Raw genomic sequence first — 23087 nt, 5'->3', positions numbered from 1 at the left:
CACTCCTTTCACGAGCAGTACAGGCGGGGATCGGCCGGGGGCAGGACGGGTGACTGGCCCTCGGGTGCGGGGGAGGATTCGTACGGCACCCCGTCCGCCCACCCGCCGGCCGCGGCGTCCTCGCCGTCGGAGAAGCTGAGGTAGGTACGGGCGTACGCGTCGTCGGGCACGGCGTCGGGGAACGCCTCCGGCACCGGCATGTGCTCGATGCCGTCGTCGCGCAGTTCCTGGATGGCGGCCAGCCACACCTTCTGGTGCATCGTGTCGCGGGCCAGCAGATAACGCAGCATCTGCTTGACGCCGGGGTCGCCGGTCATGTGGAACAGCCGGGCCAGCCGCAGCCGGCTCTGTGCCTCGGCGCTCACGTTGAGGTGGAAGTCGGCCAGCAGGCTGCCGCTGGCGGTCACGTACGAGCCGCTCCAGGGCACCCCGTTGCTGTCGGCCAGCAGCGGCCCGGCCCCGGCCTGCACCAGGTGGGCGGAGTAGATCTCGGCGCACTGCGCCGGGTTGTCCTCGTTCTCGTTCGCGGTGAGCGGCGCGTCCTGCAGCAGCCGGGTGATCATGGTGCTCAGCATCTCCACGTGGGCCAGTTCCTCGGTGCCCATGTCGAGCAGCAGGTCGCGGTACTTGCCCGGCAGCCGGCAGGTCCAGCCCTGCATCAGGTACTGGTTCGCGACGGTCAGTGCCCCCCACCGGCCTCCCAGGGCGTCCTGGAGGCGCCGCGCGAAGGCGGCGTCCGGGCCGTCCGGCCGGGCTTCGAACCGCAGTTGCTTGACGTGGTTGAACACGATGGCAAAGTGCCCGTCCGGGCGTCCTCTCCAGGCCAGTGGGTGGCCCGAACGGGTCAACGTCGGCGGCGCGGCAGGGTGACCTCCAGAGCCACCCCGCGCGGGGACAGGGCGCGGGCCCGCAAGCTCCCGCGCTGGGCGTCGATGAGATGACGCACGACCCACAGGCCCAGGCCCTTCGTACCCTCCGGGGGTGTGCGCCGGTGCAGCGCGTGCCGCAGGTCGTCGGTCAGCGCGCCTTGGTCGGCCACCGTCAGCCGCAGTCGGCGCCGCCGGACCGCGGCGGTCAGTCTGATCTCGCCGGGGGAGTAACGGGCGGCGTTGGACAGCAGGTTCAGCAGGATCTGCCGGGTGTGCCGGCCGGAGACCAGGCAGCGGCCCGCGCCGGCGCTGACCGAAACGGCCAGGCGGTCGGCCGGCACGGCCGCGGCGACGACCGGCAGGACCCGGTCCAGCGGTACGGCGGTGTCGGAAGCCTCGGCCAGACCGGCAGCGGCGGCGGCCGCCTGCTTCAGCACCGCCTCGGCGTGAGAGGCGTGCTCGCCGGCCAGCCGGGCGAGTTCGCCCCGGCGGATCTCGGACGGCTGCGACTCCAGGGCGCGGACCAGCGAGGTGAGGGTGGCGACCGGCGGGCGCAGCTCGTGGCAGACGCTGCGCAGCAACAGGAGCGACGGGTCGGGTCGTGGCGTTCGCCTCAGACGCATGAGTGGACCTCGCTCGGGCATACGCGCCTCATGCAGAAGGACATTCGTGTCATCGTCGTCGACGACCATCCTCTGTTCGTCCGGGGTCTTGAGCTGCTGTTGCCCGAGGTCAGCGGGGGCCGGGCCGAGGTGGTGGCGGCGACCGGGGACGCCGCCTCGGCCGCGAGCCTGGTCCGGCGTACGGTGCCCGACCTGGTCCTGGTCGATCTGCACATGCCGCCGCCGGGCGGGGTCCGGGCGATAGCCGCCATCCGGCGGTCCAGCCCGCGGGTGCGGATCGTGGCGATGTCCGGCGACGAGGACCCGGCCCCGGCGCTGGAGGCGCTGCGGGCCGGCGCCGAGGGCTTCCTGCCGAAGACCAGTGAGGTCGCCGACGTGCTGCAGCCACTGCTGTCGATTCTCGACGGCTGGGCCGTGCTGCCGGCCGAACTGCTCGGCGCCCTGCTGGGGCCGGGCCGCGGCAACCGGCCCGCGCCGGTGGATCTGGACGCCCCGGAGCGGCAGCTGCTCCAGCTCATCGCGGCCGGGGCCACGACCACCGAGATCGCTCTGCAGTTGCACGTCTCCGAGCGCACCGTGAAACGGCTGACGGCGACCCTGCTCCGCAAGCTGCGGGTGTCGAGCCGCACCGAGGCGGCGGCGCTGGCCGGTAGTGCCGGGATCCTCTGACGCACTGGCATGGCGAGCGGTTGCCCGACCCGGTCGTCATGAAACGGCGAATGTCCGGATCAGCAGGAAGACGTTGAGCGCGACGATCAGCGCCGCAACGACCGCCGCCACCACGGTGGTGGTGGGCCGGTTGACGTGCTCGCCCAGGATGTCGCGCCGCCGGGTCAGCCAGACGAGCGGGATCAGCGCGAACGGCACCCCGAAGCTGAGCACCACCTGCGACCAGACCAGCGCGGAGGTCGGGTCGATGCCGAGCACCAGCACCAGCAGGGCGGGGGCCATGGTCAGCGCCCGGCGCAGGGTGAGCGGGATGCTGCGGCCGATGAAGCCCTGCATGACCACCTGGCCGGCGTAGGTCCCGACGCTGGACGAGGCGAAGCCCGAGGCGAGCAGCGCGAGGGCGAAGGCCAGCGCGGCGTAGTTGTCGAGGGTCAGGCCGAGCCCGGCGTGGATGCCCTCGAGGGTGTCGGTGCCCGGGATGCCGGAACCGAAGAACAGCCGCGCGGCGATCACCAGCATCGCGAGGTTCACCAGCCCGGCCAGGCCCAGCGCCACGAGCGTGTCGACACGCTGGTAGCGCAATGCCTGCCGGAGCCGTCCCGGGGCGGCGGTGGCCGCGTCCGACCGGGTCTTGGTCAGCGCCGAGTGCAGGTAGATCACGTGGGGCATCACCGTGGCGCCCAGGATGCCGGTGGCCAGCAGCAGGCTGTCGACGCCGGCGAAGGACGGCACCATGCCTCCGGCGACACCGGCCGGGTCGGCCCCGGCCCGCCAGGCGTTGTAGAGGAAGCCCAGCAGGATCACGCCGAGCAGCCCGGCGATCACCGTCTCGAAGCGCCGTACCCCGCGCTGCTGCAAGCCCAGCAGGGCGAAGGCGACCACGCAGGTGATCAGGCCGCCCACCGGCAGCGGTATCCCGAAGAGCAGGTACAGCGCCAGCGCCCCACCGATGATCTCCGCGATGTCGGTCGCCATGGCCACCAGCTCGGCCTGGACCCACAACCCGCGCGACACCGGGCGGGGCAGGTGCTCGCGGCACAGCTCGGCCAGGTCGCGGCCGGTCACCAGGCCCAGCTTGGCCGACAGCGACTGGATCAGCATGGCCATCAGGTTGGCCGCGACGATCACCCAGACGAGCAGGTAGCCGAACGTGGCGCCGCCGGTGAAGTTCGTGGCGAAGTTACCGGGGTCGGCGTAGGCGATGGCGGCCACGAACGCGGGGCCGAACCAGGGAGCCACCCGCGCGGCACGCCGGCGCAGCGGCAGCATGAGCTGAGCGGCGGAATCCAGGACGACCATGGCCCGTCACCTTCCCCGTGCGGCGGCACAGCCGGGCCAGCTGCTGACCCGCAGGGGCCAGGCGTCACCGGGCCGGGACGGCGGGCCGGTGCATCCGTCCGGTGACCTTGCGGGTCGCCGCACGGGACTGCACCACGGCGAAGGCGAGCAGCAGCTCGGCCACGTCGCCGCCGTAGTACATGAGGTCGGCCCCCGCCTGCCGGTCCGCGGCGGTCGCCGGGACCTGGACGTACGCGCCGGCGTAGAGCAGCTGCGAGAGGGTGGCGTGGGCCGCGATCGCCACCCCGAGCAGCACCAGCCGCGCCGGTACGGACGGTCGGTGCGGGGCCGGGTCCGCGCCCGCGACCACCCACGCGAACAGGAAACCGGACAGGACGAAGTGGATCGTGACCACCTGGTGCAGCGCCGGGTCGGTGAGCATCCGGGCGTACAGCGGGGTCAGGTAGAGGGCCACCAGGCCGCCCGTGGTCAGCACCAGTGCGGTGACCGGATGGGCCAGGGCCCGGGCCGGGCGGCTGCGCAACAGGCGGGTCAGGCGACGGGCCGTCCGGACCGGAAGGGTACGCAGCAGCAGCGTCACCGGCGCACCCAGCACCAGGCCGAGCGGCGCCACCATGGCCACCAGCAGATGCTGCGACGCGTGCCCGGTGAAGTCGTGCACCGGCAGGGCCAGCCCCACGATCAGAACCGCAGCGCCGGTCTGGAACGCGACACCCCGCCAGGGGCTCCACCCGGCCACCCGCAGACTCCGCCACTCATAGCCGAGGGCGATCAACGCCACGAGGACGGGCAGTCCCAGGCTGGGGACGTGCCCGGTCACCGGACCGGTACGCGCTCGTCCGCACCGCGCTGCAGGGCCCAGCCGGCAACCATCAGGACCGCGCCCAGCGCCAGGAAGCCGAGGTCCCACCACAGCTGGTCAGCGCCCTCGCGGACGTGGTGCACGCCCAGGATCTGGTGGTCGATGAGGCCCTCGACCAGGTTGAACAGGCCCCACCCGGCGAGCATCCAGCCCCACAGCGCCCGCGACGTCCAGGCGGCCCGCCGGTCGCGGGTCACCCGCGAGTAGAGCAGGCCGATCCCGCCGAGCACGAACAGCCAGGTCACCACGTGGAAGAGCCCGTCGAAGAGGGTGTTCATCCGCAGGCCCTCGACCGTGTCCGGGGAGTAGTACCGCACGCCGATGCGGTCGGAGTCGGTGCCGGTCAGCAGGTGGTGCCACTGCAGCACCTGGTGCAACAGGATGCCGTCGACGAAGCCGCCGAGGCCGATGCCGAGCAGGAGCCCGGGAGCGCGCAGGAGTCTCGCCATGATCTGCGCCTACCCGCGCGGCGGCGGTTCATGTGTCGGTGACGGGCCACCGGTCGGCCCCGAAGGGCCGGGGGCGGGCCCGGCCGGGCCATCGGGCCGGGTAGCTGAGTCGTCGTGCCGTTCCCACCGCTATGGAGGTTCTGATGTTCAAGCACGTCGACTACCTGCAGTTCCAGGCCAAGCCGGAGAAGCCGGACGCCCTGCTCGCGGCGAAGATGCAGGAGCTGGTCGGTGGCCAGTTCGGTGAGATGACCGTGATGATGCAGTACCTGTGGCAGGGCTGGTCCTGCCGGGTGCCGGGCAAGTACAAGGACATGATCATGGACATCGCGACCGAGGAGATCGGTCACGTGGAGATGCTCACGACCATGCTGGCCCGGCTGCTCGAGGGTGCGCCGTCCGTGGCGACCGAGAAGGCCGCGGCGGCGAACCCGCTGCTGGCCGCGGTGCTCGGTGGGCAGAGCCCGCAGCACGCGATCGTCAGCGGCGGCAGTGCGCTGCCCCGGGACTCGCAGGGTGTGCCGTGGAACGCCGGCTACATCGCCGCCAGCGGCAACCTGCTGACCGACTTCCGGTCCAACGTGGCCGCCGAGGCGCAGAGCCGGCTGATGACCAGCCGGGTCTACAACATGACCGACGACCGCGGGGTCAAGGACATGCTGCAGTTCAACCTGGCCCGCGACACGTACCACCAGCAGCAGTGGCTGCTCGGCATCGAGAACCTGATCGCCGACGGTCTGGTCGAGGACGAGATCGAGGGCTCGAACCGCGGGGACGAGAAGGAGTTCGCCCGCCGCACGTTCTACAGCTTCGACCCGGAGAGCACCGCCGGTGAGGGCCGCTGGGCGCAGGGCCAGTCGCTGCTCGGCGAGCAGCTCGAGTACGTGCCGGACGCGCAGCCGCTGACCGACGACAAGCCGCTCGGCCCGGCCCCGGACCCGAAGCTGTACGTCACCTACGACGGCTCGATGGGCAAGGGCAAGCCGGGCACCGGCGCCGGCGCGCACGCCCAGGGGCTGGCCAACGTGGTCAACAAGGTCAAGGGAGCGCTCGACTGAGCACCACCGGGAAATCCAAGGAGCCGGGTCGCCACGGAGGCGACCCGGCTCCTTTGTCTCCGGAAGAACCGCGACTACCGGCGTACGGACTTGGGGGACAGAGCCAGGCCCAGCCCGATCATGCCGAGGCCGAGAACGAGGTGCAGCCAGTCGTCGGCGGTGTTGACCGGCACGAAGTTGGCCGAGCTGTCGTCGCCCACGACCAGGCCGTACAGAAACAGCACGAGGTAGATCGCGCCGCCGGCGATGAGGTACATCCGGGCGCCGGAGACCGTCTTGGCCAGCGCGAAGGCCGCCAGCCCGAAGAGCAGGTGGACGATGTTGTGCAGGATCGACACCTGGAAGATGCCGAGCAGCCTGGCCTCCGAGTGGTGCCCGGCGAAGGCCATGGTGTCGTAGTCGCTGGTGATGCCCGGGATGAAGCCCAGGATGCCGACGAGCACGAAGACCGCGCCGACGGCGAGCGCGGCGGTCTGGATGCGGGTCCGCGTCCGGGCCGCGGCCGCGGGAGAAGTACTGGACATGGTTTTTACTCCTTGTCTCAAAGGGAACGCCCGGATGCCCGTGACCGAGCGCGCACAAACGCTGTTTAGACGACGCTCTGGCCGGTATTCCCCTTCGATGCGAATCAGCGGAAAAGCTCTCCTCACGGCCGGCGCGGCTGCCGCCGGTGCCGTGACGGCAACCAGGATCGCGGCGGCCCGCCGCAGCAGTACGCAGGCGGCCGGACGCCGCCACGTCATCACCGTCAACCGGGCGTTCGACGAGGCCGGCACCGGTCGCCTGCCCGCGCCGCTCGCCGAGCTCGGCGAGGCCGTGGAGATCCGGCGGCAACCGGCGCCGGGCGGCCGGGGCACCGAGATCTCGGCCCGGGCCCGGTCCGGCAAGGTGTCCGACGGCGACATCCGGCGGGCGCTGCGCGAGGCCCGCTCGGAACTCGAGGTCGGCTACGTGCTGCTGCCCGGCGGCCCCACCACCGAGCCCACCCCGCTCAACAAGCCGCTGCGGGAAGCCACCGCCCACGGCCGTGAAGGAGGTCTGCTGTGAAGGCACTGCAGTGGCAGGGGGTCAACAAGCTCGCGGTCGGTGACGTGCCCGACCCGCAGCTGCGCAATCCCGGCGACATCATCGTCAAGGTCCGGCGCACCGTCACCTGCGGCTCGGACCTGCACTTGCTCGGCGGCTACATCCCGTTCATGGAGAAGGGTGACGTGCTGGGCCACGAGTTCCTCGGCGAGGTGGTCGAGGTGGGCCCGGAGGTCCGCCGCCACCGGGTCGGTGACCGGGTCGTCGTGTCGTCGTTCATCTCCTGCGGCAAGTGCTGGTTCTGCGAGCAGGAGCTCTACTCGCTGTGCGACAACGGCAACACCAACCCGGCGATCACCGAGACGCTGTGGGGTCAGGCGCCGGGCGGCTGCTTCGGCTACTCGCACGCGATGGGCGGCAACCCCGGCAGTCACGCCGAGTACATCCGGGTGCCGTTCGCCGACGTCGGCGCGTTCCCGGTGCCCGGCGAGGTGAGCGACGAACGGGCCCTGTTCGCCTCGGACGCCGCCGCCACCGGCTGGATGGGCGCCGACCTGGGCGGCGTCAAGCCCGGTGACGTCGTGGCGGTATGGGGGGCCGGCGGCGTCGGGCAGATGGCGGCGCGCGCCGCGATGCTGCTCGGGGCGGAACGGGTCATCGTCATCGACCGCCTCGACAACCGGCTGCAGCAGGTCGAGAAGTACATCGGCGCGGAGACGCTCAACTTCGAGCGGACCGATGTGGCCCTGGAACTGCGCGAGCGCAGCGGTGGCCGGGGACCCGACGTCTGCATCGAGGCGGTCGGGATGGAGGCCGCCGGCAAGGGCCCGCAGTACGCGTACGACCAGCTCAAGCAGCAGTTGCGGCTGCAGAGCGACCGGCCGGTGGCGGTCCGCGAGGCGGTGCACGCCTGCCGCAAGGGCGGCTCGGTCTTCGTGCTCGGGGTCTACGCCGGATTCGTCGACAAGTTCCCGCTGGGCGCGCTGATGAACAAGGGCGTGACGATGCGCGGGGCGCAGATGCACGGTCAGCGCTACATCCCGATGCTGCTGGACCGGATGGCCCGCGGTGAGCTGGTCACCGAGCACCTGGCCACGCATGTCATGCCGCTGGCCGAGGCGCCGGAGGGCTACCGCATCTTCAAGGAGAAGGAGGACAACTGCGTACGGGCCGTCTTCGTGCCCTAGGTGTATCAATCGGGACCTCCCGATGCTCTGTCTCACTGCAACCACCGGTGCGACACCACGGGAGGAACCGGTATGCAGCACAATCCGAGCCGGCTGTCCGCGCGCGGGCCCGTCGACCCGCGCCACGGCTTTCCGCGCTGGTACAAGGACGCGGCCGGGGTGCGCCTGGAGCCGGCGTTCGATCCGCTCGATCCGCGTACCCCGGCCTTGGGCGACCTGCCCGATCCGGCCGCGCCGGTCAGCTTCCCGCGCAACTTCCCGGACGAGGCGTTCTACTTCCTGGCCGGGGCGGAGCTGCCGATCGGCGGCTCCGCCCGGCCCGGCCGGGCCCGGGTCGTGCTGGCCCTGGAGGCCGCCTTCGCCGGCACCGGCGCCGTCGCCGACGACCAGCAGCAGGTCTTCGCCCGGGTCCGGGTGCGCCTCGACGGCGGCATCCCCGGCGCGGCCTACACCTTCACCCACCCGTACGGGCAGACGGACCCGCTGGTGGCCGACGAGAACGGCCGGGTGTCCGTCACCGACGACGTCGGCGCCGCACCGCTGCTGTTCGACACCGCCGTGACCGACGGCGAGGTGGCACCGTTCCTGCGCTGGAGCGCGGACGCGCCCGGCGGCTACCTCGGCGACGGCGGGGTGGAGCACACCATCACCGGCAGCCCGCTGGGCTTCGACTTCTTCCGCGTCGAGGGCCCCGGCGCCGGTGACGTGGCCGGAGCCACCCCCGACCCGGCCGACCCCGGCAACCTCGACAAGGTCTTCACGGACCTGTTCACCCTGCAGGGCCGGATCTCCACCGTGGCCGGCGCCGAGGCCACCCGCGCGGTGTATTCGCGCAGCTCCGGCCGCCTGGTGCTGGACGTCTTCGCGACCAGCGAGCCGGGCCAGACCCTGCACGCGGCCGGCGCGACCATGACCGGCTCGGGCACCGGCTACCACGTCCGCGCCGCCGCCACCGCGGTGCCGGCCACCGTGGACGTCGTCAACACCAGCGACGTCCCGCCGACCGTCACCACCATCGCGGTGACCGACGCCGTGACCGTGACCGTCGCCGACTACGACCTCGCCCGGCAGCGGCTCAGCGTCGAGGCGGCCTCGTCCGACCTGGACGACCCGCCGGTGCTGACCGTGGCCGGGTTCGGCCCGCTCACCGCCGGCAAGCAGGAGTTCGCCGCGGTCGACGTGCCGCCCACCACCATCACCGTGGCCTCCTCGCACGGCGGCAGCGACACCCGGCACGTGCTGGTCGCCGGGCCCGCCGCGGACCCCGACCCGCTCACCGCCGCGGCGGGACCCGACCGGCTGGCGACGGCGGCCGAGGCGGTGACGCTCGACGCGGGGGCCAGTACCGGCGCCGAGCTCGCGTACCGCTGGGAGCAGATCGCCGGGACGCCCGTCACGCTGACCGGGGCCGACCAGGTCCGGGCGACCTTCGTGGCGCCCGCCGCCGGGGCGCTGGAGTTCCGGCTGACCGTGCAGTCGGCGGCCGGCAGCGCCACCGACACCGTGTCGGTGCAGGTCAGCCCGGCCGTGCCGGGCACCGACACGGTCACCGTCGACCGCGCGGAGTTCCGCACCGACTCGGGACGCTGGCGCATCGAGGGCACCGCCACCGGCCCGCTGCCGGACCGCGTCACGGTGGCCCTGGACGGCCTGGAGATCGGGAGCGCGCCGGTCGACACCACCTTCGCCTGGGACGTACGCCGCACGGTGATCCCCGGAGAGACCGGTCTGACCCCGGGGCCGGGGGCACGCGTGGACGTCACGACCAGCCGGGGCGGCGCCGGGTCGAGCCCCGTCACGATCCGGGACTGAGGGGACAGCGACCATGGGCTACTCGATCACCGGCGTCTTCACCGAGGCCTGCGACTGCACCCTGATCTGTCCCTGTTGGCTCGACGACGCGCCCGACGAGGACCACTGCACCGGCCTGTTCGCCTGGCAGCTCGACGGCACCGCCACCATCGGCGGCACCGCGGTCGGCGGCCTGCGCGTGGTCAGCGTGTCGACGCACTCCGGCGGCCGGCGCGCCGGGGCCACCACCACCGCGGTCTTCGTCGACGAGGCCGCCGACGACGAGCAGTTCGCCCTGCTCGCCGCCGCCTTCAGCGGCGAGCTGGACGGGCCGCTGGCCGAGCTGGCCTCGGTCAGCGGGGCGGTGCTGCAGCGCAGCCGGGCCCGCATCGAGGTCAGCGCCGACCGCACCGGCTGGCACATCTTCGTCGGCCGGCCGGCCCAGGCGCCCGTGGCCGGCGCCGGGCTGGTGGAGGTGACCGGCAACCCGGCCGTGTTCGGCGGCGAGGACGAGCCGCTGACCCTGACCCACACCGCGCTGGACACCGAGCTCAGCGTGGCCGGCCCCGGCCAGGTGGTCGCGCACCGCACGGACCAGCTCGCCGTCCGCGTGCCGGCGCTGCCCGGCGCCTACCTGGACGTACGCGGCCGCTCGGCCATGCGCGGCCGGTTCCGCTACGTCAACGCCGCCGCGACCGCGGTGGTGCCCCGGTGACTTTTCCGCAGCAGCAGGCCCTTCGGGGGAGGGTCCTGCTCTGGGGCGGCGTCACCGTCATCGCCGTGGCCGCCTGGCTGGCGATGACGGTGACGCACCGCTCCGGGCATCAGCACACCACCACCGCCGCCGGCCCGGCGCTGACCGGCTGGCTCGTCATGGTGGTCGCGATGATGCTGCCGACCACGCTGCCGCTGCTGGAGCTCATGCGCCGGCTGCTGGCCGCGCGCGGTGCCGCGCCGGCGGTCGTGGCGCTGGTCGCCGCCGCGTACGTGGCCGTCTGGACCGGCACGGGAGCGGTCCTGGTCACGGCCCAGGTGGCGGCCGGCGCCTGGCTGGAACGCCGGTCCTGGGTCCTGGACCACCCGCGGGCCCTGCTCGGCGCGGCGCTGGTGCTCGCCGGCGCTTACCAGTTCAGCGCGGTCAAGGACCGGTGCCTGACGGCCTGCCGGAGCCCCCGCGGCGTCGCCATGCTGCGCTGGCGCGGCGTCCACCCGGCCTGGGCCGAGGCCGCCGACATCGCGGTGCGCTACGCGGTGTCGTGCGTGGGCTGCTGCTGGGCGCTGATGGCGGTCGGCCTGGTCGCCGGGGCCGGCTCGCTGATCGCGATGGCGCTGCTCACCGCGCTGACGGCGGCCGAGCGCCTGACCCGCCACGGTGCCGTGCTGGTCCGCCCGGCCGGTGCCGCGGCGCTCATCGCCGGCTGCTCCCTGCTGCTCGGCGTGGACACGATCTTCACCGCCTGACCCCTCCGGAGATCCCGATGCCAGACCTGACCTACGACGTCGTCGCCCTGCAGTTCCCGATCGTGTACACCGACGACGGCGACCACGATCCCGACGGACTGCTCTACACGCTGCGGGCGTACGTGCCGCTGCTCGACTGGGCCCGGGCCCGCTGGGACGACGACGACCGGTTCCTGCCCCGTACCCACGAACGCATCCAGCATCTGCAGCTCATCGTGGACGGCCTGGACCGCTACGAGCGTATGCGCGAGCGGCTCGGCCCGGGCGACCCGCTGATGGCCTACGGGACGGACCCCGCCGACCTGATCGGCGAGCGTGACGACAGCGGGCTGGACCCGCGGCGGCACACGATCACCCAGAACCTGCGGGCGACCGTCGACGAGCTGGTCCGGGCGCTCACTCTGGTCACCGACGGCACTGTCAGGGCGCTCGCCGCGGACGCGGCCACCCGGGCCCAGTGGGCGGCGGGCTTCGCGGCCGGGCTCGCGGCGGCCCGGACCGCGTTCGAGGAGCGGCTGGCCAAGCTCGAGGCGGACGACCACGTCGCCCTGCGGCACCTCGCCCGGGAGAGCGGCCTCGGCCTGGACCGGGTACGCCGGCTGCTGCTGAACGACCACCGCACCGACGTGCGCGGCCTCGGCGAGCACACCCCGGCCTACAACCGGTTCAACCCGCTGCGCCCGGTGCCGGTGGTGCGTCCCCTGGTGCTGCGGGCCGCCCTCGGCGCGCGCGTCGACGTGCGTTTCGAGAACCAGATCCGCGGCCGCCGGGTCGGCCTGCACCTGCAGGGCGACGGTGCCGGCTCGGTGCGCACGGACGACGGCGCGGCGGTGGGCCGCAACGAGCCCACCACGGTACGGCCGGGACAGCGCCGCACCTACCACTGGCACGCCGCCCGCGAGGGGGTCTGGGTCGTCAACGACCTCGGCGACGTCCGCGGGACCCAGCGCGGCACCAACGCCCACGGGCTGTTCGGCGCCTTCGTCGTCGAGCCGGCCGGCGCCACCTGGCACGACCCCGAGACCGGTGAGCTGCTGACCGGCACGGCGTTCGCCGACGGCCCGTACGCGGACGTGATCGTGCCCGGCGACCAGCCGGCGGCGAACTTCGTCGACTTCCACCTCGACGGGGTGCCGCACAGCCACCGCGAGTTCACCGTCTTCATGCACGACGAGCCCGAGGTGCACAGCGGCCAGCTGCTGATCGGCGAGCACAGCGTCATGCCGCTGTCCTACCGGGCCGAGCCGATGCCCCAGCGCCTGCCGCACCGGATGCGCCGCTACGCGGAGGCGACCGCCGCCCGGCCCCTGCCGCCGCCCGGCCAGATCGACTTCGCCGCCGTCGCGATCGAGGTCGACGACGAGCTCAGCGAGATCTTCCACATCGGCCGCGACCACGAGGGCCGCTTCCTCGAACGCGTGGCCGGCGAGGAACAGCACCACAGCTCCTGGCTGTTCGGGGATCCGGTGACGCCGATCTTCCGCGCCTACCGGGGCGACCCGGCCCGGGTCCGCCTGGTGCACGCCGGCGTCAAGGAGACCCACGTCTTCCACCTGCACGTGCATCAGTGGCGCGCGGTCCCGCAGGACACCGCGCACCCCTCGGTGTTCCGCGCGGGGGAGCCGCGCGGCTCGCAGCTGATCGACTCGATCACGATCGGCCCGCAGACCGCCGTCACCATCGACCCGCTGTACGGCTCCGGCAGCCGGCAGCGCGCGCCCGGCGACATCATCTGGCACTGCCACCTGTACCCGCACTTCCACCACGGGATGTGGGGCCTGTGGCGCAGCTTCGACCGGCTGGTCGACGGGTCGGTCAGCGCGTACCCGGACGGCACGCCCGTGCATCCGCTGCGGCCGTTGCCGGGACGCGACCCGGAGCCGCGTACCGACCAGCAGCCCGGTTTCCCGTGGTTCGTCGACGCCACGTTCCCGCAGAAGGCGCCGCCGCCGCCCGCGGTGACGCGGGAGTTCCTCGGTGGCCGCCGCCGGCTGCTGGGCCTGCCGCCGCACTCGGCGAAGGAGCTGGCCGCGTTCGCGCCCGGTGTCGTCGCCGACCCACGGCCCGGCGCGCTCTTCGTGGATCTGGACGGCGACGCCCGCGCCTGGAACGACGCCGCCGGACTGCCCGCGCCCCGGACCGTCAGCTACGAGATCCGCGTCCGCACCGGCGAGGTGCCCTACAACTCCCGTGGCTGGCGCGACCCGCGGGGACATCACTACCGGATCACCAAGGTCACGGTGACCGACCCGGCGGTCGGCGACGGCGCACCGGTGGAGTTCGCGCCGCCGGCGGAGCGGATCGAGCCGTTCTTCCCCCGGGCCAACCACGGTGACATCGTCGAGCTGCGCATGGTCAACCAGCTCGGCACGATCGGTCCGGACGGCTTCGACCTGCCGATGCTGCCGGTCGAGTGCGGCCTGCACGTGCACCTGGTCAAGTTCGACGTGCTGGCGGCCGACGGCTCGTCCACCGGCTTCAACTATCTGTCCGGGGCCAGCTGCCCCGAGGTGGTCGCCGGTGCGCCGGCCGAGCCCGGGGACCCGCCGGCCAACGTCAGCTTCCACCGCTGGGTGGTCGACGAGGAGTTCGGGCCGTGCTTCTTCCACGACCACCTGCTGGCCAACTACCGGCAGAAGCACGGGCTGTTCGCCGCGCTCATCGCCGAGCCGCCCGGGTCTCGGTGGCTGCTGCCCGACCAGGAGACGGTGGCGTGGTCCGGGCCGCAGGCGGTGGTGCTGCCGCCGGTGGACAGCGGGCTGCCGCCGTACCGGGAGGCCTGCCTGGCGATCGGGGACTTCGTGCCGCTGGTCGACGCGGACGGCCGGCCCTTGAACCCGCCGCACGAGCTGAGCGGCGACGACGACCCCGGCGCGATGGCGGTCAACTACCGCTGCGCGCCGTTGACCTTCCGCGGCGACGACCCCTCGCAGTGGTTCAGCAGCAGCGGTGAGCCGGGCGACCCGGACACCGAGATCATCCTGACGTACCCGGGGGAGCGGCTGCGGATCCGGCTCATCCAGGGCTCGCACGAGGAGCAGCACAGCTTCGTCACGCACGGGCTGCGCTGGCGCCGGGAGTGGCACAACGACCGGTCGGTGCTGGTCGACCAGCAGACCATCGGCATCTCCGAGACCTTCACCCTGGACATCGACCCGGCCGACGCCGGCGGCTACTCCTACGGCGACCACCTGTGGCACTTCGCCGCCATGGACGACCTGTGGCTGGGCTGCTGGGGCCTGGTCCGGGCGCTGACCCCGAGCGCCGGCAACCTCGAAACCCTGCCGCCACTGCCCGGCACCATCGCGGACAACACTCTGCCACCCCGGCCCGCGGTGGCCTGGGGAGCCGGTGGGGACCGGGTCCGCGAGTTCGTCGTCACCGCCCGCCGCCACGAGCACGAGTACGACGGCCGTCGGCTGACCGACCCGTGGGGCCTGATCTTCGCCACCGCCGCGGGCTGGCGCGACGAACCGGTCGAGGAGGGCTCCGAGCGGATGCGCCGCCGTGCCGTCGGAGTGGACCGGACCGGTGAGCCGCTGGTGCTGCGCGCCCGCTCCGGCGAATGGGTGCGCGTCATGCTGATCAACGAGCTGCTGCCGGACCCGGACGACCCGGTGCTGCCGCCGTTCGGAGTGGAGCCGGCCCCGCCGCGGTTGCCGCTGGAACGCCTGGACGACCTGGGCCACCCCAGCGAACGCACGGTCTCGCCCCGGGTGTCGCTGCACCCCGGCCTCGTGCGCTACGACGTGGTCAGCGACGACGGCGCCAACGTGGGCACCAACCACGACGGCACGGTCGGCCCGCTGCCCGCCCACGACCCCGGCCACGGCGGACACACCGGGACCGGTCAGGTGATCTTCCGGGATCCGGCGTCGCACGGGCACGAGGAGACGAACTGGCGCGAATACTGGTGGTACGTCGACGAGCACCTCGCACCGCCGTCGTACACCGACGGGCCGGGGCAGGTCTGCGGCCTGCAGGACATGGCCGACGTGCGCAACCACCGCCACCACGGCCTGATCGGCGCGCTGGTGGTCGAGCCGGACGACGTCACCCCGGCCGACCCGGTCACCGGCCGGGAACGCTGGACCGGGCCGCAGGTGGTGCTGCGCGACGAGCACGGCCGGGTGGTCGCCAACGAGCAGGTGCTGCTGGTCCAGGACGGGCTGCGGCACTTCGTCGCGGGCAACCCGGACCTGCCGGTGCGCGACGTGGTCCCGGGCGACGATCCCGAGGACGCGGGTCAGAAGGGCATCAACTACGGCTCGGCCCTGGCCCATCCCCGCGACGTGCTGACCCGCGACGACCCGCCGACGCCGCTCTGGGAGGCCGAAGTGGGCCAGGAGCTGTGGCTGCACGTGCTCGGCGCCGCCGACAAGCCGCGCAACCACAGCTTCACCGTGCACGGGATGGCCTGGCCGGTGGCACCGTGGCAGGACGACGGCCCGTGGGAGGGCTCGTTCTCCGGCCTGACCGCGGGGACGGCCCGCACGCTGCGGATGACCGCCCGGCATCGCGGCGATCACGCGTACCGGTCGGGGGCGTTCCGCTGGTCGGTGGAGAACGGCCTGTGGGGCATCATCCGGATCGGGTGAGTCCCAGCGCGGCTGCCCGGACCGGACCGGTCAGGGCAGCTGCCACCGCTGCCGGTCGGCGCCGGCGCAGCTCTCGATCCGCACGCCGGCTCCCGACCGGGAGCCCGAACCCGGATCGGTGAGACAGCCGCCGCCGGCCAGGTTGACCAGCGTCCGGTCCTGACCGGCCTGCCACTGCCCGGACCGGCGGCCGTCACACCCGGCCAGGCGCACGGTGCCGTCGCCGGCCGCCACCGCACATCGGCCGACGACCCGCAGGGTGCCGTCGGTGGCCACCGTCCACACCTGGGCGGCGGTCTCGTTGCAGGTGAAGACCTGGATGTGGTTGCCGTCGACGGCGATGGCGCCGTTGAGGTCGAGGCAGAGCCCGCCGAGGCCGTGGATCCGGCCGACCCGGTCCGCCGGGGGCGGCGCGAGCCGGTCGGTGGGCGGGCTGGTCGTCGTGGCGGCCCGGGACGGCGTCGTCCGGGTGGTGGCGGCGGAAGCCGGCGCCGAGGAGGCCGTGGGACTGCTCGAGCTGCGGCTGCGGGTCGGCGCGGTGGTCCGGGAGGTCACAGCCGGCGGCGGATCCGCGGTGGCCGGCGTCGGCTCCGGGACCGCGATGCTGGGCAGCGGGACGTCGACCGGCAGGGCGGTCCTGGGGCCCGGCTCGGGCAGCAACGCCCACACCAGACCGGCCACCCCGGCCACCACCAGCACCACGACCAGGGAGAGCACCAGCAACGGGCGGTGGCGCCACGCTCTCCGTGCCGGGGGAGCGGGCGCCAGCTCCGGCGGGGAAGCTTCGGGCGCCGGTGGCGGGACGGGGTCGGCCGCAGTCTCCGCCGCAGTCTCCGCCGCGGCCTCCGGCCAGGTCTGACCGGAGGCGTGCGGCGGCGTGCCGCCCGGCTCGTCCCGCAGGTACGGACGCACCAGCAGCGGATCGGCCTCGTCGTCCCGGTCGGTCATCGTGTCCCGTCGTCTCCGCCACCAAAGATCGACCTGCACCGTACCTCGATCGGTCACGACCGGCTCCCCGGCCGTCCGGCTGCCCGGTCTGGCCACCCGCCTGGCTGCCCGGCCGCGCCCGCGCGCCCGGCCTGCGCTGCGGTCAGCGCTTCCAGAAGGCCTTGCGCTCCGGTGGCGGTGCGAAGCCGTCCAGCGTCTCGCGGGCCAGCGCCCACTTCTCCGGCAGCCCGCCGCCGGCCTTGAGCCGGTCCACGAGGTCCCGCAGCGCCTTGAGCTCCGCGTCGTCGCGGCCCTCCAGCAGAGCGCCCAGCCGGCTGGCCAGGTCGGCCAGCAGATCGCGGCGTTCCAGCGCCGACCGTCCCTCGGCCTCGCGCAGCCGGGTCGCCTCGATCGCCACGATCGCCTTCAGGTCGGCCACGGTCAGCGGGGAGCTGCCCGGAGCCGCCATTTTGCCGCTGCGGCCCGCCGTCTGGAGCACGGCCGGCAGCTGGGCGAACGGCTTGGGCCCCGACCGCATCGACGAGGCCCGCGCCGGCGCGAAACCGCTGGCCCGGGGCGCGGCGGCCGGTGGCGGGACCGGCGCCGACATCGACGTCAGCATGATGCCCCCGGCCGCCGGGGCGTCGAACATGTCCCAGCCCGACGGCGACTCCACCGGCTGGGTCACCCGGCGGACCTCGCCGTTCTCGGTCACCACCCGGCTGTCCACCGCCACGTACGCGGTGAACCGGCAGAGCACCCCGTACCGCAGCGAGGTGGCCACGATGGCCTGTTCCAGCTCGTGTCGTCCGGTGAGGTACCGGTCCTCCAGCTCCCGCAGCCGGGCCCGGGCCCACTGCGCCGTGACCGCCGGCTCGGCGCTGTCGCGGACCGGGATCTGCCGCACGAACTCCTCGTCGTCGCGGGTCCGGCCGCGCACCGTCAGCGCGCCGCCGGCCGTGCCGGTGTAGCGGCCGAAGACCACCAGCGGCACTCCGGGGAACACCGTCTGCGCCGGCGCCGGCTCGATGCTGAACCCCTCCGCGGTGACGGTCACGTCGGTGAGCACGGGCGCGGCGATGCGCCGGTGGATCTGCGCCATCGCCTCGTCCAGGCGGTCCTCGCTCTCCACCAGCTCGCAGCGGCCCGCGCCGAGTGCGGCGAGCCGGCCGAGGAAGCCCACGTTGACGGCCCGGTCGATGCCCACGGTGTGCACCCGGGTGGCGCCGATCAGGCCGGTGAGCTCGGCCAGGATCTGGTCCTCGTTGCCCACCTGGCCGTCGGTGACCAGCACGAGCACCCGCTCACGGGAGCCCGAGTCGGCGAGCAGGCTCAGCCCCTCCCGCAGCGGGACGAGCAGCTCGGTGCCGCCGCGGGCGTCGGCGCGCGACAGGTGCTCGACCGCGCGGAACCTGTTGCGGTCGGTCGCCTCGGCCAGGCCCGTGCCCAGCGTGTCCGGGCGGTCCACCTGGTGGTCGAAGGTCAGCACGGCGAACCGGTCCGCGGTGGTGAGGGTGTCGACCACGCGGGCGGCGGCGCGGCGGGCGGCGACCATCTTCCAGCCGCCCATGCTGCCCGAGCGGTCCAGCAGCAGCACCACGTCCTTGGGCCGGGCGGCGGTGGCCGCGTCGTCCGGCGGCACCAGCACCACCTGGTACGTACCCTCGGGGCCGTCCGCCGTCGGGTCGGGGACGCACACCGCCCCGGAGCCGTCACCCGCGTACGGCAGCCGCAGGATGAGATCGCGGTCCGCGCGCTCACCGGGCGCGATCTCCACCCGGCCGCCCTCGCTCGTCACCGTGTGCAGGCTGGAGCGGACCTCGCCCAGTCCCAGCCCGGCCGGATCGATGTCGACGCCGATGCGGAGCCGCAGCGGGTTCGGGAAGCCGGGCAGCAGCACCGGGGGAGTGATCCGGGAGGCGTCCGGCACCGCGTCGGTGTCCTGCGCCTGTCCGGAGCCGACCGCGGGCCCGGGCAGCGGCGCCCCGGGCACGTAGCGCGGCGCCACCACCAGCGGGAACCGGAACGTCGCGGCGCCGTCCTCCCAGGGCAGCGGCCCGGCCAGCGTCAACGCGATGGTGACCCGCTCGCCGGGGAGGATGTTGCCGACCCGCATAGTGAACACGTCGGGGCGTTCCTCCTCGGCGATGGAGGCGCGCTGACCGGCCGCGATCGCCTGGTCGTACTTCTGCCGGGCCTGGGCCCGCTCCTGCAGCTCGGCCTCGACCGTGCGGCCGTCGGCGGTCATCGTCATGCCGGTCACGGCGGCGCGGTCCGGCAGCGGGAAGATGTACGTCGCCTCGAGCGGGGTGTCGTGGGCGTTGACGTACTCGGCGGTCACCGTGGTGCGCGCGACCAGACCGCTGATCGCGGCCTGCACGTCCAGCCGGTCCAGCGGCAGGTTGCCGCGGTCGGTGTGCAGGGCGCCGAGACCGGCGTCGGGCAGGATGCGGACGCGGCCGAGCTCCGCCGGATCCATCGGCGTGACGGACATGGTCATGACGGGCTCCCGTCGTCGAGGGTGTCGCCGGCGAGCAGGCCACGGGCGGCCAGCAGGTCCAGCAGGGGTCGGGCGGCGGTGGCGATGGCGGCGTAGTCGGCGGCGTCCGGGCGTACCGGAAGCACCAGGATCGCGCCCCCGCCCAGCGCGACGCCACCCACCGGGCGTGCCGCCGCGGGCGGTGGGGCCGGAGCGGTCGCCGGGGCCGCCGCCGGCGCGGAGGCCCAGAAGCGGGGCCGGACCGGGCCGTCCGCCACCGCGGGCTCGTCGGCGCCGGCCAGCAGGCTTTCCGGTACGCGGGCCGCAACCGCCAGCTGGGCGTCACTGGCCCCGGCCAGCTCGGCCTGGATCGCCGCGAGTGAGTGCCCCTGGGCCTGACGCCGCTTGACCGCGACGAGCTGCAGCAGGTGCCGCGGCCCGTACAGAGCGGTGCGCCCGCGCATCCCGGCGGGCCGGTCCACCAGCCCGGTGGTCGTGTACCACCGGATGGCCCGCCGGTCGGGCACGTCGCGCACCCGGCCGTTGGGCGCACCGGGGTACTCGGCCGCCAGCGCCTGGCGTACCCGCTCCACCAACTCGTCCATCGTCCACACGCCCACCACCATGACACTGTCATATGACAGTGTCAATGTCACGAGTTCGCGATTTCCTTGATCCGGGGCCGGGCCTGCCGATGCGGGACACATGCCCGACGATGTGAAGATGGATCCGGCATCCCGCGACGAGGTCTTCGCCGGCCTGCTCAGGCACCAACCGGACGCCTTCGTCGGCGCCGTCTCCCCGATGGGCCTGTGCGTGCCGCTGCCCGCCGGCCTGGACGTCGGCGGCCTGCGCCCGATCGTGGGTGCCCAGTCGGCGCTGGCCCTGGTCGTGCCCGAAGACCAGATGATCGCGGTCGACGCCTGGCAGCGCGCGCTCGGCCAGGGGGTCGCGAGCTGCCTGGTCCACCCGGTCGCCGCGCCGGCCGAGGTGGTCCGGCTGCACCTGCTCGACCTGACGCACCGCCACGGCGTCTTCCTCATCTTCCTCACCGGACTGGCCAGTCACCCGGAGGGTCAGTCGCTGGAACACGAGCCGATCCGGCCCCGCCTGGTGACCGTGCACAAGGACCAGGTCGCATTGATCACCTCGGCCGACCCGGAGATCGCGCTGGTCCTCGGCTGGACGGCCGACGAGCTGACCGGCACCCGCGCCCTGGACCTCGTGCACCCCGACGATCATCAGCGCGCCATCGCGAGCTGGATGGACATGCTGGGCAGCCCGCAGGGCGAGGCGCGCCGGGTCCGGCTGCGGCACGTGCACCGCGACGGGCACCCGATCTGGTTCGAGATCACCAACATCAACCTGCTGGCCGACCCCGCCCAGCCGCGGGTGGTCGCGGAGATGCTCGACATCTCCGACGAGATGGCCGCGCAGGAGGCGCTGCGGGCGGGCGAGAAGCTGATGCGCCGGCTCACCGAGACCATCCCGATGGGCGTCGTGCAGATCGACGCCGCCCGGCGCATCGTCTACCAGAACGAGCGGGCCGCCCGGGCCATCGGCGCGGCCCGCGGCGATGTGCTCGGCGACGACCACCTGAACCCGATCCTGCCCGGGGACCGGCCGGACGTCGACGCCGCGATAGCCGCGGTGCTGGACACCGGGGCCGACATCGACGTCGAGTACGGCCACCACGACGGGCGCGGTCTGCGCCGGGTGCGGGCCAACCTGCGGTCGTTGACCGCCGAGAGCGGCGTGGTCACCGGGGCCATCATCTGCCTCACCGACGTGACCGAGGACGTCCAGCTGCGCGACGAGCTCAAGCAGCGGGCGAGCTTCGACGCCCTCACCGGCTGCCATAACCGGGCCGCCACGCTGAGCGCCCTCGGCGCGGCGCTGGCCGGGCCCGGCCGGACCCGCGGCACCGCCGTGATCTTCATTGACCTCAACGACTTCAAGCAGGTCAACGACCGGTACGGGCACGCGGCCGGCGACCAGCTGCTGACCCACGTGGCGAACCGGCTGCGCGGCGCGGTCCGCGACGGTGACGTGGTCGGGCGGTTCGGCGGCGACGAGTTCGTGGTGATCTGCGCCGACGTGGCGAGCGCCGGTCGGGCCTGCCGGATCGGTGAGTCGCTGCTGTCCGCGCTGGCCGGGGGCGGCCTGGAGGTGGCCGGTGAGCACCTGCTGCCCCAGGCCAGCATCGGCGTGGCCTGGGGAGACTCCGCCACCTGCGCACCGGACGCGCTCATCGCCCGGGCCGACACGGCGATGTACGCGGCCAAGAAGACCCGTACCGGCCGCCTGGCTCTCGCCCTGGCCCAGTGATGAGCCTCAGGAGCAGCGGCACAGCCCCAGTTCGGTGACCGGCGCCTCGCAGGACGGGCAGATTCCCGGTCCGGTCGGCCGGGGCGCGGGCAGCGACTGTCCCGGCAGGAAGTGCCGGGGAGCGTTCGCCGCCTTGATCCGCCGCAGCGCCCCGGCCACGTCGTCCTGACTCACCTGCCAGTCGGCCGCCCGGAGCCACCGGACGATCCCCGGCAGGTCGGCGCCACTGTCGCGCAGTTCCGTGACCGCTTCCCGGAATTGCGGCCAGGCGCCGTGCGGAGTGCGTGCCGTTCGCCGCGGTGATGCCCCTTCCGCCCGCGGTGCGGCGAATTTCCGGCGCGCCGTACATTCGATTCCGGCCAGGGCCACCCGCACATCCTCGCGGGTGACCAGGGCCCATCGGCCTCCCCGGCAGCGGAATTGCTGATAAAGCCCGCCCACGTCGATCCGCGGCCGGTCCTCGCGCATTTCCTCGACCGCTGCGATGATCGCCGGCAGCGCCGGGCGGCCGCGTTCGGGGCCGCGCTGGCCTGGTGCTCGATTGATCGACGAGGTGGCTCCCGGCCGCGCGTCCGGCGCCGCACCGGCGCCGGACAGCCACTTTCCCGCGTTACCGGCCCGCCGTTCCTGCCGCGGCACGGACCATTCCGCGCTCCGGTCGTTCCGCTGCTTCGCGCCCGTCGATTCCATGGCAACCCCCGGTCGTTTGACGTTGCCATGATCGTAAGTTTGCGGATATCGCCGACCCCGATAACCGAACAGTTCGCGTCGCCTGACCGAATGGCCGGTCTCAGCAGCAGATGACGAATTCGGCGCTGGGATCGTGCGGCACGGCGGGCCATCCCGCGATGACGAACGCGGCCCGTTCCCAGGTGCGCTCGGCCTCCACGAAGGGGTTCTCCTCCGCCATCCAGGCGGCGAAGTCCTCCGGGGTCATCTCGCCCGCCGCGACCCGCTCGGCGTTGCGCCGGTCGACGTCGTGCTGTTCGGCCTCGACCCAGACCACGGCGTCCAGCAGCGGGGCCAGCTCCCGGCGGCCCGCGCCGACGCCTTCCACGATCAGCAGCGTGCAGCCCGCGGGCACCTCGACCGCCCCGGGCCGGCCGGCCACGTCCCACTGCGGCGGCCGGTACGAGACCGCCTCGCCGGCCCGGACCGGAGCCAGCACGCCCTCGCCGAGCAGTGTGGTCCAGTCCAGCACCGAGTGCCGCCACGCGATGTCGTCGGTGTGCACCACGGCGGCACCGTCCCACATCTCCGCCAGCCGCCGCGCGAAAGTGGACTTCCCGGCGGAGCCCCGCCCGTCCACGGCGAGGACCGGCGGCCTCCCGGCGGGCTCACCCACCGCCCTGCGTACCCGTGTGCGTACCTCGTCCGCCGTCGCGACCCGCCAGCTTCTCATGGCTCTCTGATTGCCCAGCGCACCTGCGTTGACACCGGCCGTGGCGGCGCGATAGCAAG

20 protein-coding genes are annotated in these 23087 nt (G+C 73.6%); 9 read left to right on the top strand and 11 right to left on the bottom strand.

The genetic code is table 11. The features are described 5' to 3' along the window. Nucleotides 1–8 precede the first annotated feature (8 nt). Nucleotides 9–788, bottom strand: a complete 780-nt coding sequence (locus Aau02nite_RS37170) for a manganese catalase family protein (protein ID WP_212993315.1) — start codon at nucleotides 786–788, stop codon at nucleotides 9–11. Nucleotides 789–844: 56 nt separating this feature from the next. Further along, a complete protein-coding gene (locus Aau02nite_RS37165; protein ID WP_246595722.1) occupies nucleotides 845–1492 on the bottom strand; it encodes an ATP-binding protein in 648 nt (215 codons plus the stop codon). Between the two features lie 30 nt (nucleotides 1493–1522). Here Aau02nite_RS37165 and Aau02nite_RS37160 point away from each other — a divergent pair, with 30 nt between their 5' ends. Continuing rightward, nucleotides 1523–2161, top strand: coding sequence for a response regulator (locus tag Aau02nite_RS37160; protein ID WP_212993313.1), 639 nt, complete (start codon nucleotides 1523–1525; stop codon nucleotides 2159–2161). 36 nt (nucleotides 2162–2197) lie between these two features. On the opposite strand, the gene Aau02nite_RS37155 is transcribed toward Aau02nite_RS37160, so the two are convergent. The 3 genes from Aau02nite_RS37155 to Aau02nite_RS37145 all read right to left on the bottom strand — a co-directional run bounded on the left by Aau02nite_RS37155 (nucleotide 2198) and on the right by Aau02nite_RS37145 (nucleotide 4771). Further along, a complete protein-coding gene (locus Aau02nite_RS37155; protein ID WP_212993312.1) occupies nucleotides 2198–3460 on the bottom strand; it encodes an Nramp family divalent metal transporter in 1263 nt (420 codons plus the stop codon). A 64-nt stretch (nucleotides 3461–3524) separates the two neighbouring features. After that, entirely contained in the window at nucleotides 3525–4280 is a 756-nt protein-coding gene (locus Aau02nite_RS37150; protein ID WP_212993311.1) for a cytochrome c oxidase assembly protein, read from the bottom strand. Next, entirely contained in the window at nucleotides 4277–4771 is a 495-nt protein-coding gene (locus Aau02nite_RS37145; protein WP_212993310.1) for a DUF2243 domain-containing protein, read from the bottom strand. The genes Aau02nite_RS37150 and Aau02nite_RS37145 overlap by 4 nt, the downstream gene beginning before the upstream one ends. 143 nt (nucleotides 4772–4914) lie before the next feature. Between Aau02nite_RS37145 and Aau02nite_RS37140 the strand changes: the two genes are divergently transcribed. Continuing rightward, complete coding sequence (locus Aau02nite_RS37140; RefSeq protein WP_212993309.1) at nucleotides 4915–5829, top strand: manganese catalase; 915 nt, start codon at nucleotides 4915–4917, stop codon at nucleotides 5827–5829. Between the two features lie 74 nt (nucleotides 5830–5903). On the opposite strand, the gene Aau02nite_RS37135 is transcribed toward Aau02nite_RS37140, so the two are convergent. Then, the gene (locus tag Aau02nite_RS37135) at nucleotides 5904–6353 is read right to left on the bottom strand and encodes a DUF4383 domain-containing protein (protein ID WP_212993308.1); all 450 of its coding nucleotides are present in this window, start codon (nucleotides 6351–6353) and stop codon (nucleotides 5904–5906) included. Between the two features lie 97 nt (nucleotides 6354–6450). Between Aau02nite_RS37135 and Aau02nite_RS37130 the strand changes: the two genes are divergently transcribed. From Aau02nite_RS37130 to Aau02nite_RS47565, 6 genes are all read left to right on the top strand, one after another. Further along, nucleotides 6451–6876, top strand: coding sequence for a hypothetical protein (locus tag Aau02nite_RS37130; protein WP_212993307.1), 426 nt, complete (start codon nucleotides 6451–6453; stop codon nucleotides 6874–6876). Next, entirely contained in the window at nucleotides 6873–8042 is a 1170-nt protein-coding gene (locus Aau02nite_RS37125) for a zinc-dependent alcohol dehydrogenase (RefSeq protein ID WP_212993306.1), read from the top strand. Before Aau02nite_RS37130 ends, Aau02nite_RS37125 begins: the two co-directional genes overlap by 4 nt. Nucleotides 8043–8114: 72 nt before the next feature. Further along, on the top strand, nucleotides 8115–9854 hold the full coding sequence (locus Aau02nite_RS37120) for a PKD domain-containing protein (RefSeq protein ID WP_212993305.1): 1740 nt from the start codon (nucleotides 8115–8117) through the stop codon (nucleotides 9852–9854). A gap of 13 nt (nucleotides 9855–9867) precedes the next feature. Continuing rightward, nucleotides 9868–10548: a DUF1326 domain-containing protein gene (locus Aau02nite_RS37115; protein ID WP_212993304.1), complete on the top strand. Its 681-nt coding sequence runs from the start codon at nucleotides 9868–9870 to the stop codon at nucleotides 10546–10548. Then, complete coding sequence (locus tag Aau02nite_RS37110) at nucleotides 10545–11294, top strand: DUF2182 domain-containing protein (RefSeq protein WP_212993303.1); 750 nt, start codon at nucleotides 10545–10547, stop codon at nucleotides 11292–11294. Before Aau02nite_RS37115 ends, Aau02nite_RS37110 begins: the two co-directional genes overlap by 4 nt. Nucleotides 11295–11311: 17 nt before the next feature. Continuing rightward, nucleotides 11312–15892, top strand: coding sequence for a multicopper oxidase domain-containing protein (locus Aau02nite_RS47565; RefSeq protein WP_212993302.1), 4581 nt, complete (start codon nucleotides 11312–11314; stop codon nucleotides 15890–15892). Between the two features lie 30 nt (nucleotides 15893–15922). Here Aau02nite_RS47565 and Aau02nite_RS37100 read toward each other — a convergent pair whose 3' ends face one another. From Aau02nite_RS37100 to Aau02nite_RS37090, 3 genes are all read right to left on the bottom strand, one after another. Beyond that, on the bottom strand, nucleotides 15923–16897 hold the full coding sequence (locus tag Aau02nite_RS37100) for a ricin-type beta-trefoil lectin domain protein (RefSeq protein ID WP_212993301.1): 975 nt from the start codon (nucleotides 16895–16897) through the stop codon (nucleotides 15923–15925). 85 nt (nucleotides 16898–16982) lie between these two features. Then, a complete protein-coding gene (locus Aau02nite_RS37095; protein WP_212993300.1) occupies nucleotides 16983–19319 on the bottom strand; it encodes a VIT domain-containing protein in 2337 nt (778 codons plus the stop codon). Further along, complete coding sequence (locus tag Aau02nite_RS37090) at nucleotides 19316–19924, bottom strand: MerR family transcriptional regulator (protein ID WP_246595721.1); 609 nt, start codon at nucleotides 19922–19924, stop codon at nucleotides 19316–19318. The genes Aau02nite_RS37095 and Aau02nite_RS37090 overlap by 4 nt, the downstream gene beginning before the upstream one ends. A 97-nt stretch (nucleotides 19925–20021) precedes the next feature. Between Aau02nite_RS37090 and Aau02nite_RS37085 the strand changes: the two genes are divergently transcribed. After that, nucleotides 20022–21626, top strand: a complete 1605-nt coding sequence (locus tag Aau02nite_RS37085) for a sensor domain-containing diguanylate cyclase (protein ID WP_212993299.1) — start codon at nucleotides 20022–20024, stop codon at nucleotides 21624–21626. 6 nt (nucleotides 21627–21632) lie between these two features. Here Aau02nite_RS37085 and Aau02nite_RS37080 read toward each other — a convergent pair whose 3' ends face one another. Both Aau02nite_RS37080 and Aau02nite_RS37075 read right to left on the bottom strand, forming a co-directional pair. Next, entirely contained in the window at nucleotides 21633–22316 is a 684-nt protein-coding gene (locus tag Aau02nite_RS37080) for a hypothetical protein (protein WP_212993298.1), read from the bottom strand. A 100-nt stretch (nucleotides 22317–22416) separates the two neighbouring features. Next, complete coding sequence (locus Aau02nite_RS37075) at nucleotides 22417–23028, bottom strand: uridine kinase family protein (RefSeq protein ID WP_212993297.1); 612 nt, start codon at nucleotides 23026–23028, stop codon at nucleotides 22417–22419. Nucleotides 23029–23087 lie beyond the last annotated feature (59 nt).

This window comes from Actinoplanes auranticolor (genome assembly GCF_018332655.1).
GTDB lineage: Bacteria > Actinomycetota > Actinomycetes > Mycobacteriales > Micromonosporaceae > Actinoplanes > Actinoplanes auranticolor.
Note: the sequence above shows the minus strand (reverse complement) of the source record. Positions and strands in the feature narration are given on the sequence as shown.

What these genes read in the sequence shown, in the direction of transcription:
- Aau02nite_RS37165 (WP_246595722.1), bottom strand. Translation starts at nt 1,492, where the DNA reads ATGCGTCTGAGGCGAACGCCACGACCCGACCCGTCGCTCCTGTTGCTG.
- Aau02nite_RS37160 (WP_212993313.1), top strand. Translation starts at nt 1,523, where the DNA reads ATGCAGAAGGACATTCGTGTCATCGTCGTCGACGACCATCCTCTGTTC.
- Aau02nite_RS37155 (WP_212993312.1), bottom strand. Translation starts at nt 3,460, where the DNA reads ATGGTCGTCCTGGATTCCGCCGCTCAGCTCATGCTGCCGCTGCGCCGG.
- Aau02nite_RS37145 (WP_212993310.1), bottom strand. Translation starts at nt 4,771, where the DNA reads ATGGCGAGACTCCTGCGCGCTCCCGGGCTCCTGCTCGGCATCGGCCTC.
- Aau02nite_RS37140 (WP_212993309.1), top strand. Translation starts at nt 4,915, where the DNA reads ATGTTCAAGCACGTCGACTACCTGCAGTTCCAGGCCAAGCCGGAGAAG.
- Aau02nite_RS37135 (WP_212993308.1), bottom strand. Translation starts at nt 6,353, where the DNA reads ATGTCCAGTACTTCTCCCGCGGCCGCGGCCCGGACGCGGACCCGCATC.
- Aau02nite_RS37130 (WP_212993307.1), top strand. Translation starts at nt 6,451, where the DNA reads ATGCGAATCAGCGGAAAAGCTCTCCTCACGGCCGGCGCGGCTGCCGCC.
- Aau02nite_RS37120 (WP_212993305.1), top strand. Translation starts at nt 8,115, where the DNA reads ATGCAGCACAATCCGAGCCGGCTGTCCGCGCGCGGGCCCGTCGACCCG.
- Aau02nite_RS37115 (WP_212993304.1), top strand. Translation starts at nt 9,868, where the DNA reads ATGGGCTACTCGATCACCGGCGTCTTCACCGAGGCCTGCGACTGCACC.
- Aau02nite_RS47565 (WP_212993302.1), top strand. Translation starts at nt 11,312, where the DNA reads ATGCCAGACCTGACCTACGACGTCGTCGCCCTGCAGTTCCCGATCGTG.
- Aau02nite_RS37095 (WP_212993300.1), bottom strand. Translation starts at nt 19,319, where the DNA reads ATGACCATGTCCGTCACGCCGATGGATCCGGCGGAGCTCGGCCGCGTC.
- Aau02nite_RS37090 (WP_246595721.1), bottom strand. Translation starts at nt 19,924, where the DNA reads ATGGTGGTGGGCGTGTGGACGATGGACGAGTTGGTGGAGCGGGTACGC.
- Aau02nite_RS37085 (WP_212993299.1), top strand. Translation starts at nt 20,022, where the DNA reads ATGGATCCGGCATCCCGCGACGAGGTCTTCGCCGGCCTGCTCAGGCAC.
- Aau02nite_RS37080 (WP_212993298.1), bottom strand. Translation starts at nt 22,316, where the DNA reads ATGGAATCGACGGGCGCGAAGCAGCGGAACGACCGGAGCGCGGAATGG.
- Aau02nite_RS37075 (WP_212993297.1), bottom strand. Translation starts at nt 23,028, where the DNA reads ATGAGAAGCTGGCGGGTCGCGACGGCGGACGAGGTACGCACACGGGTA.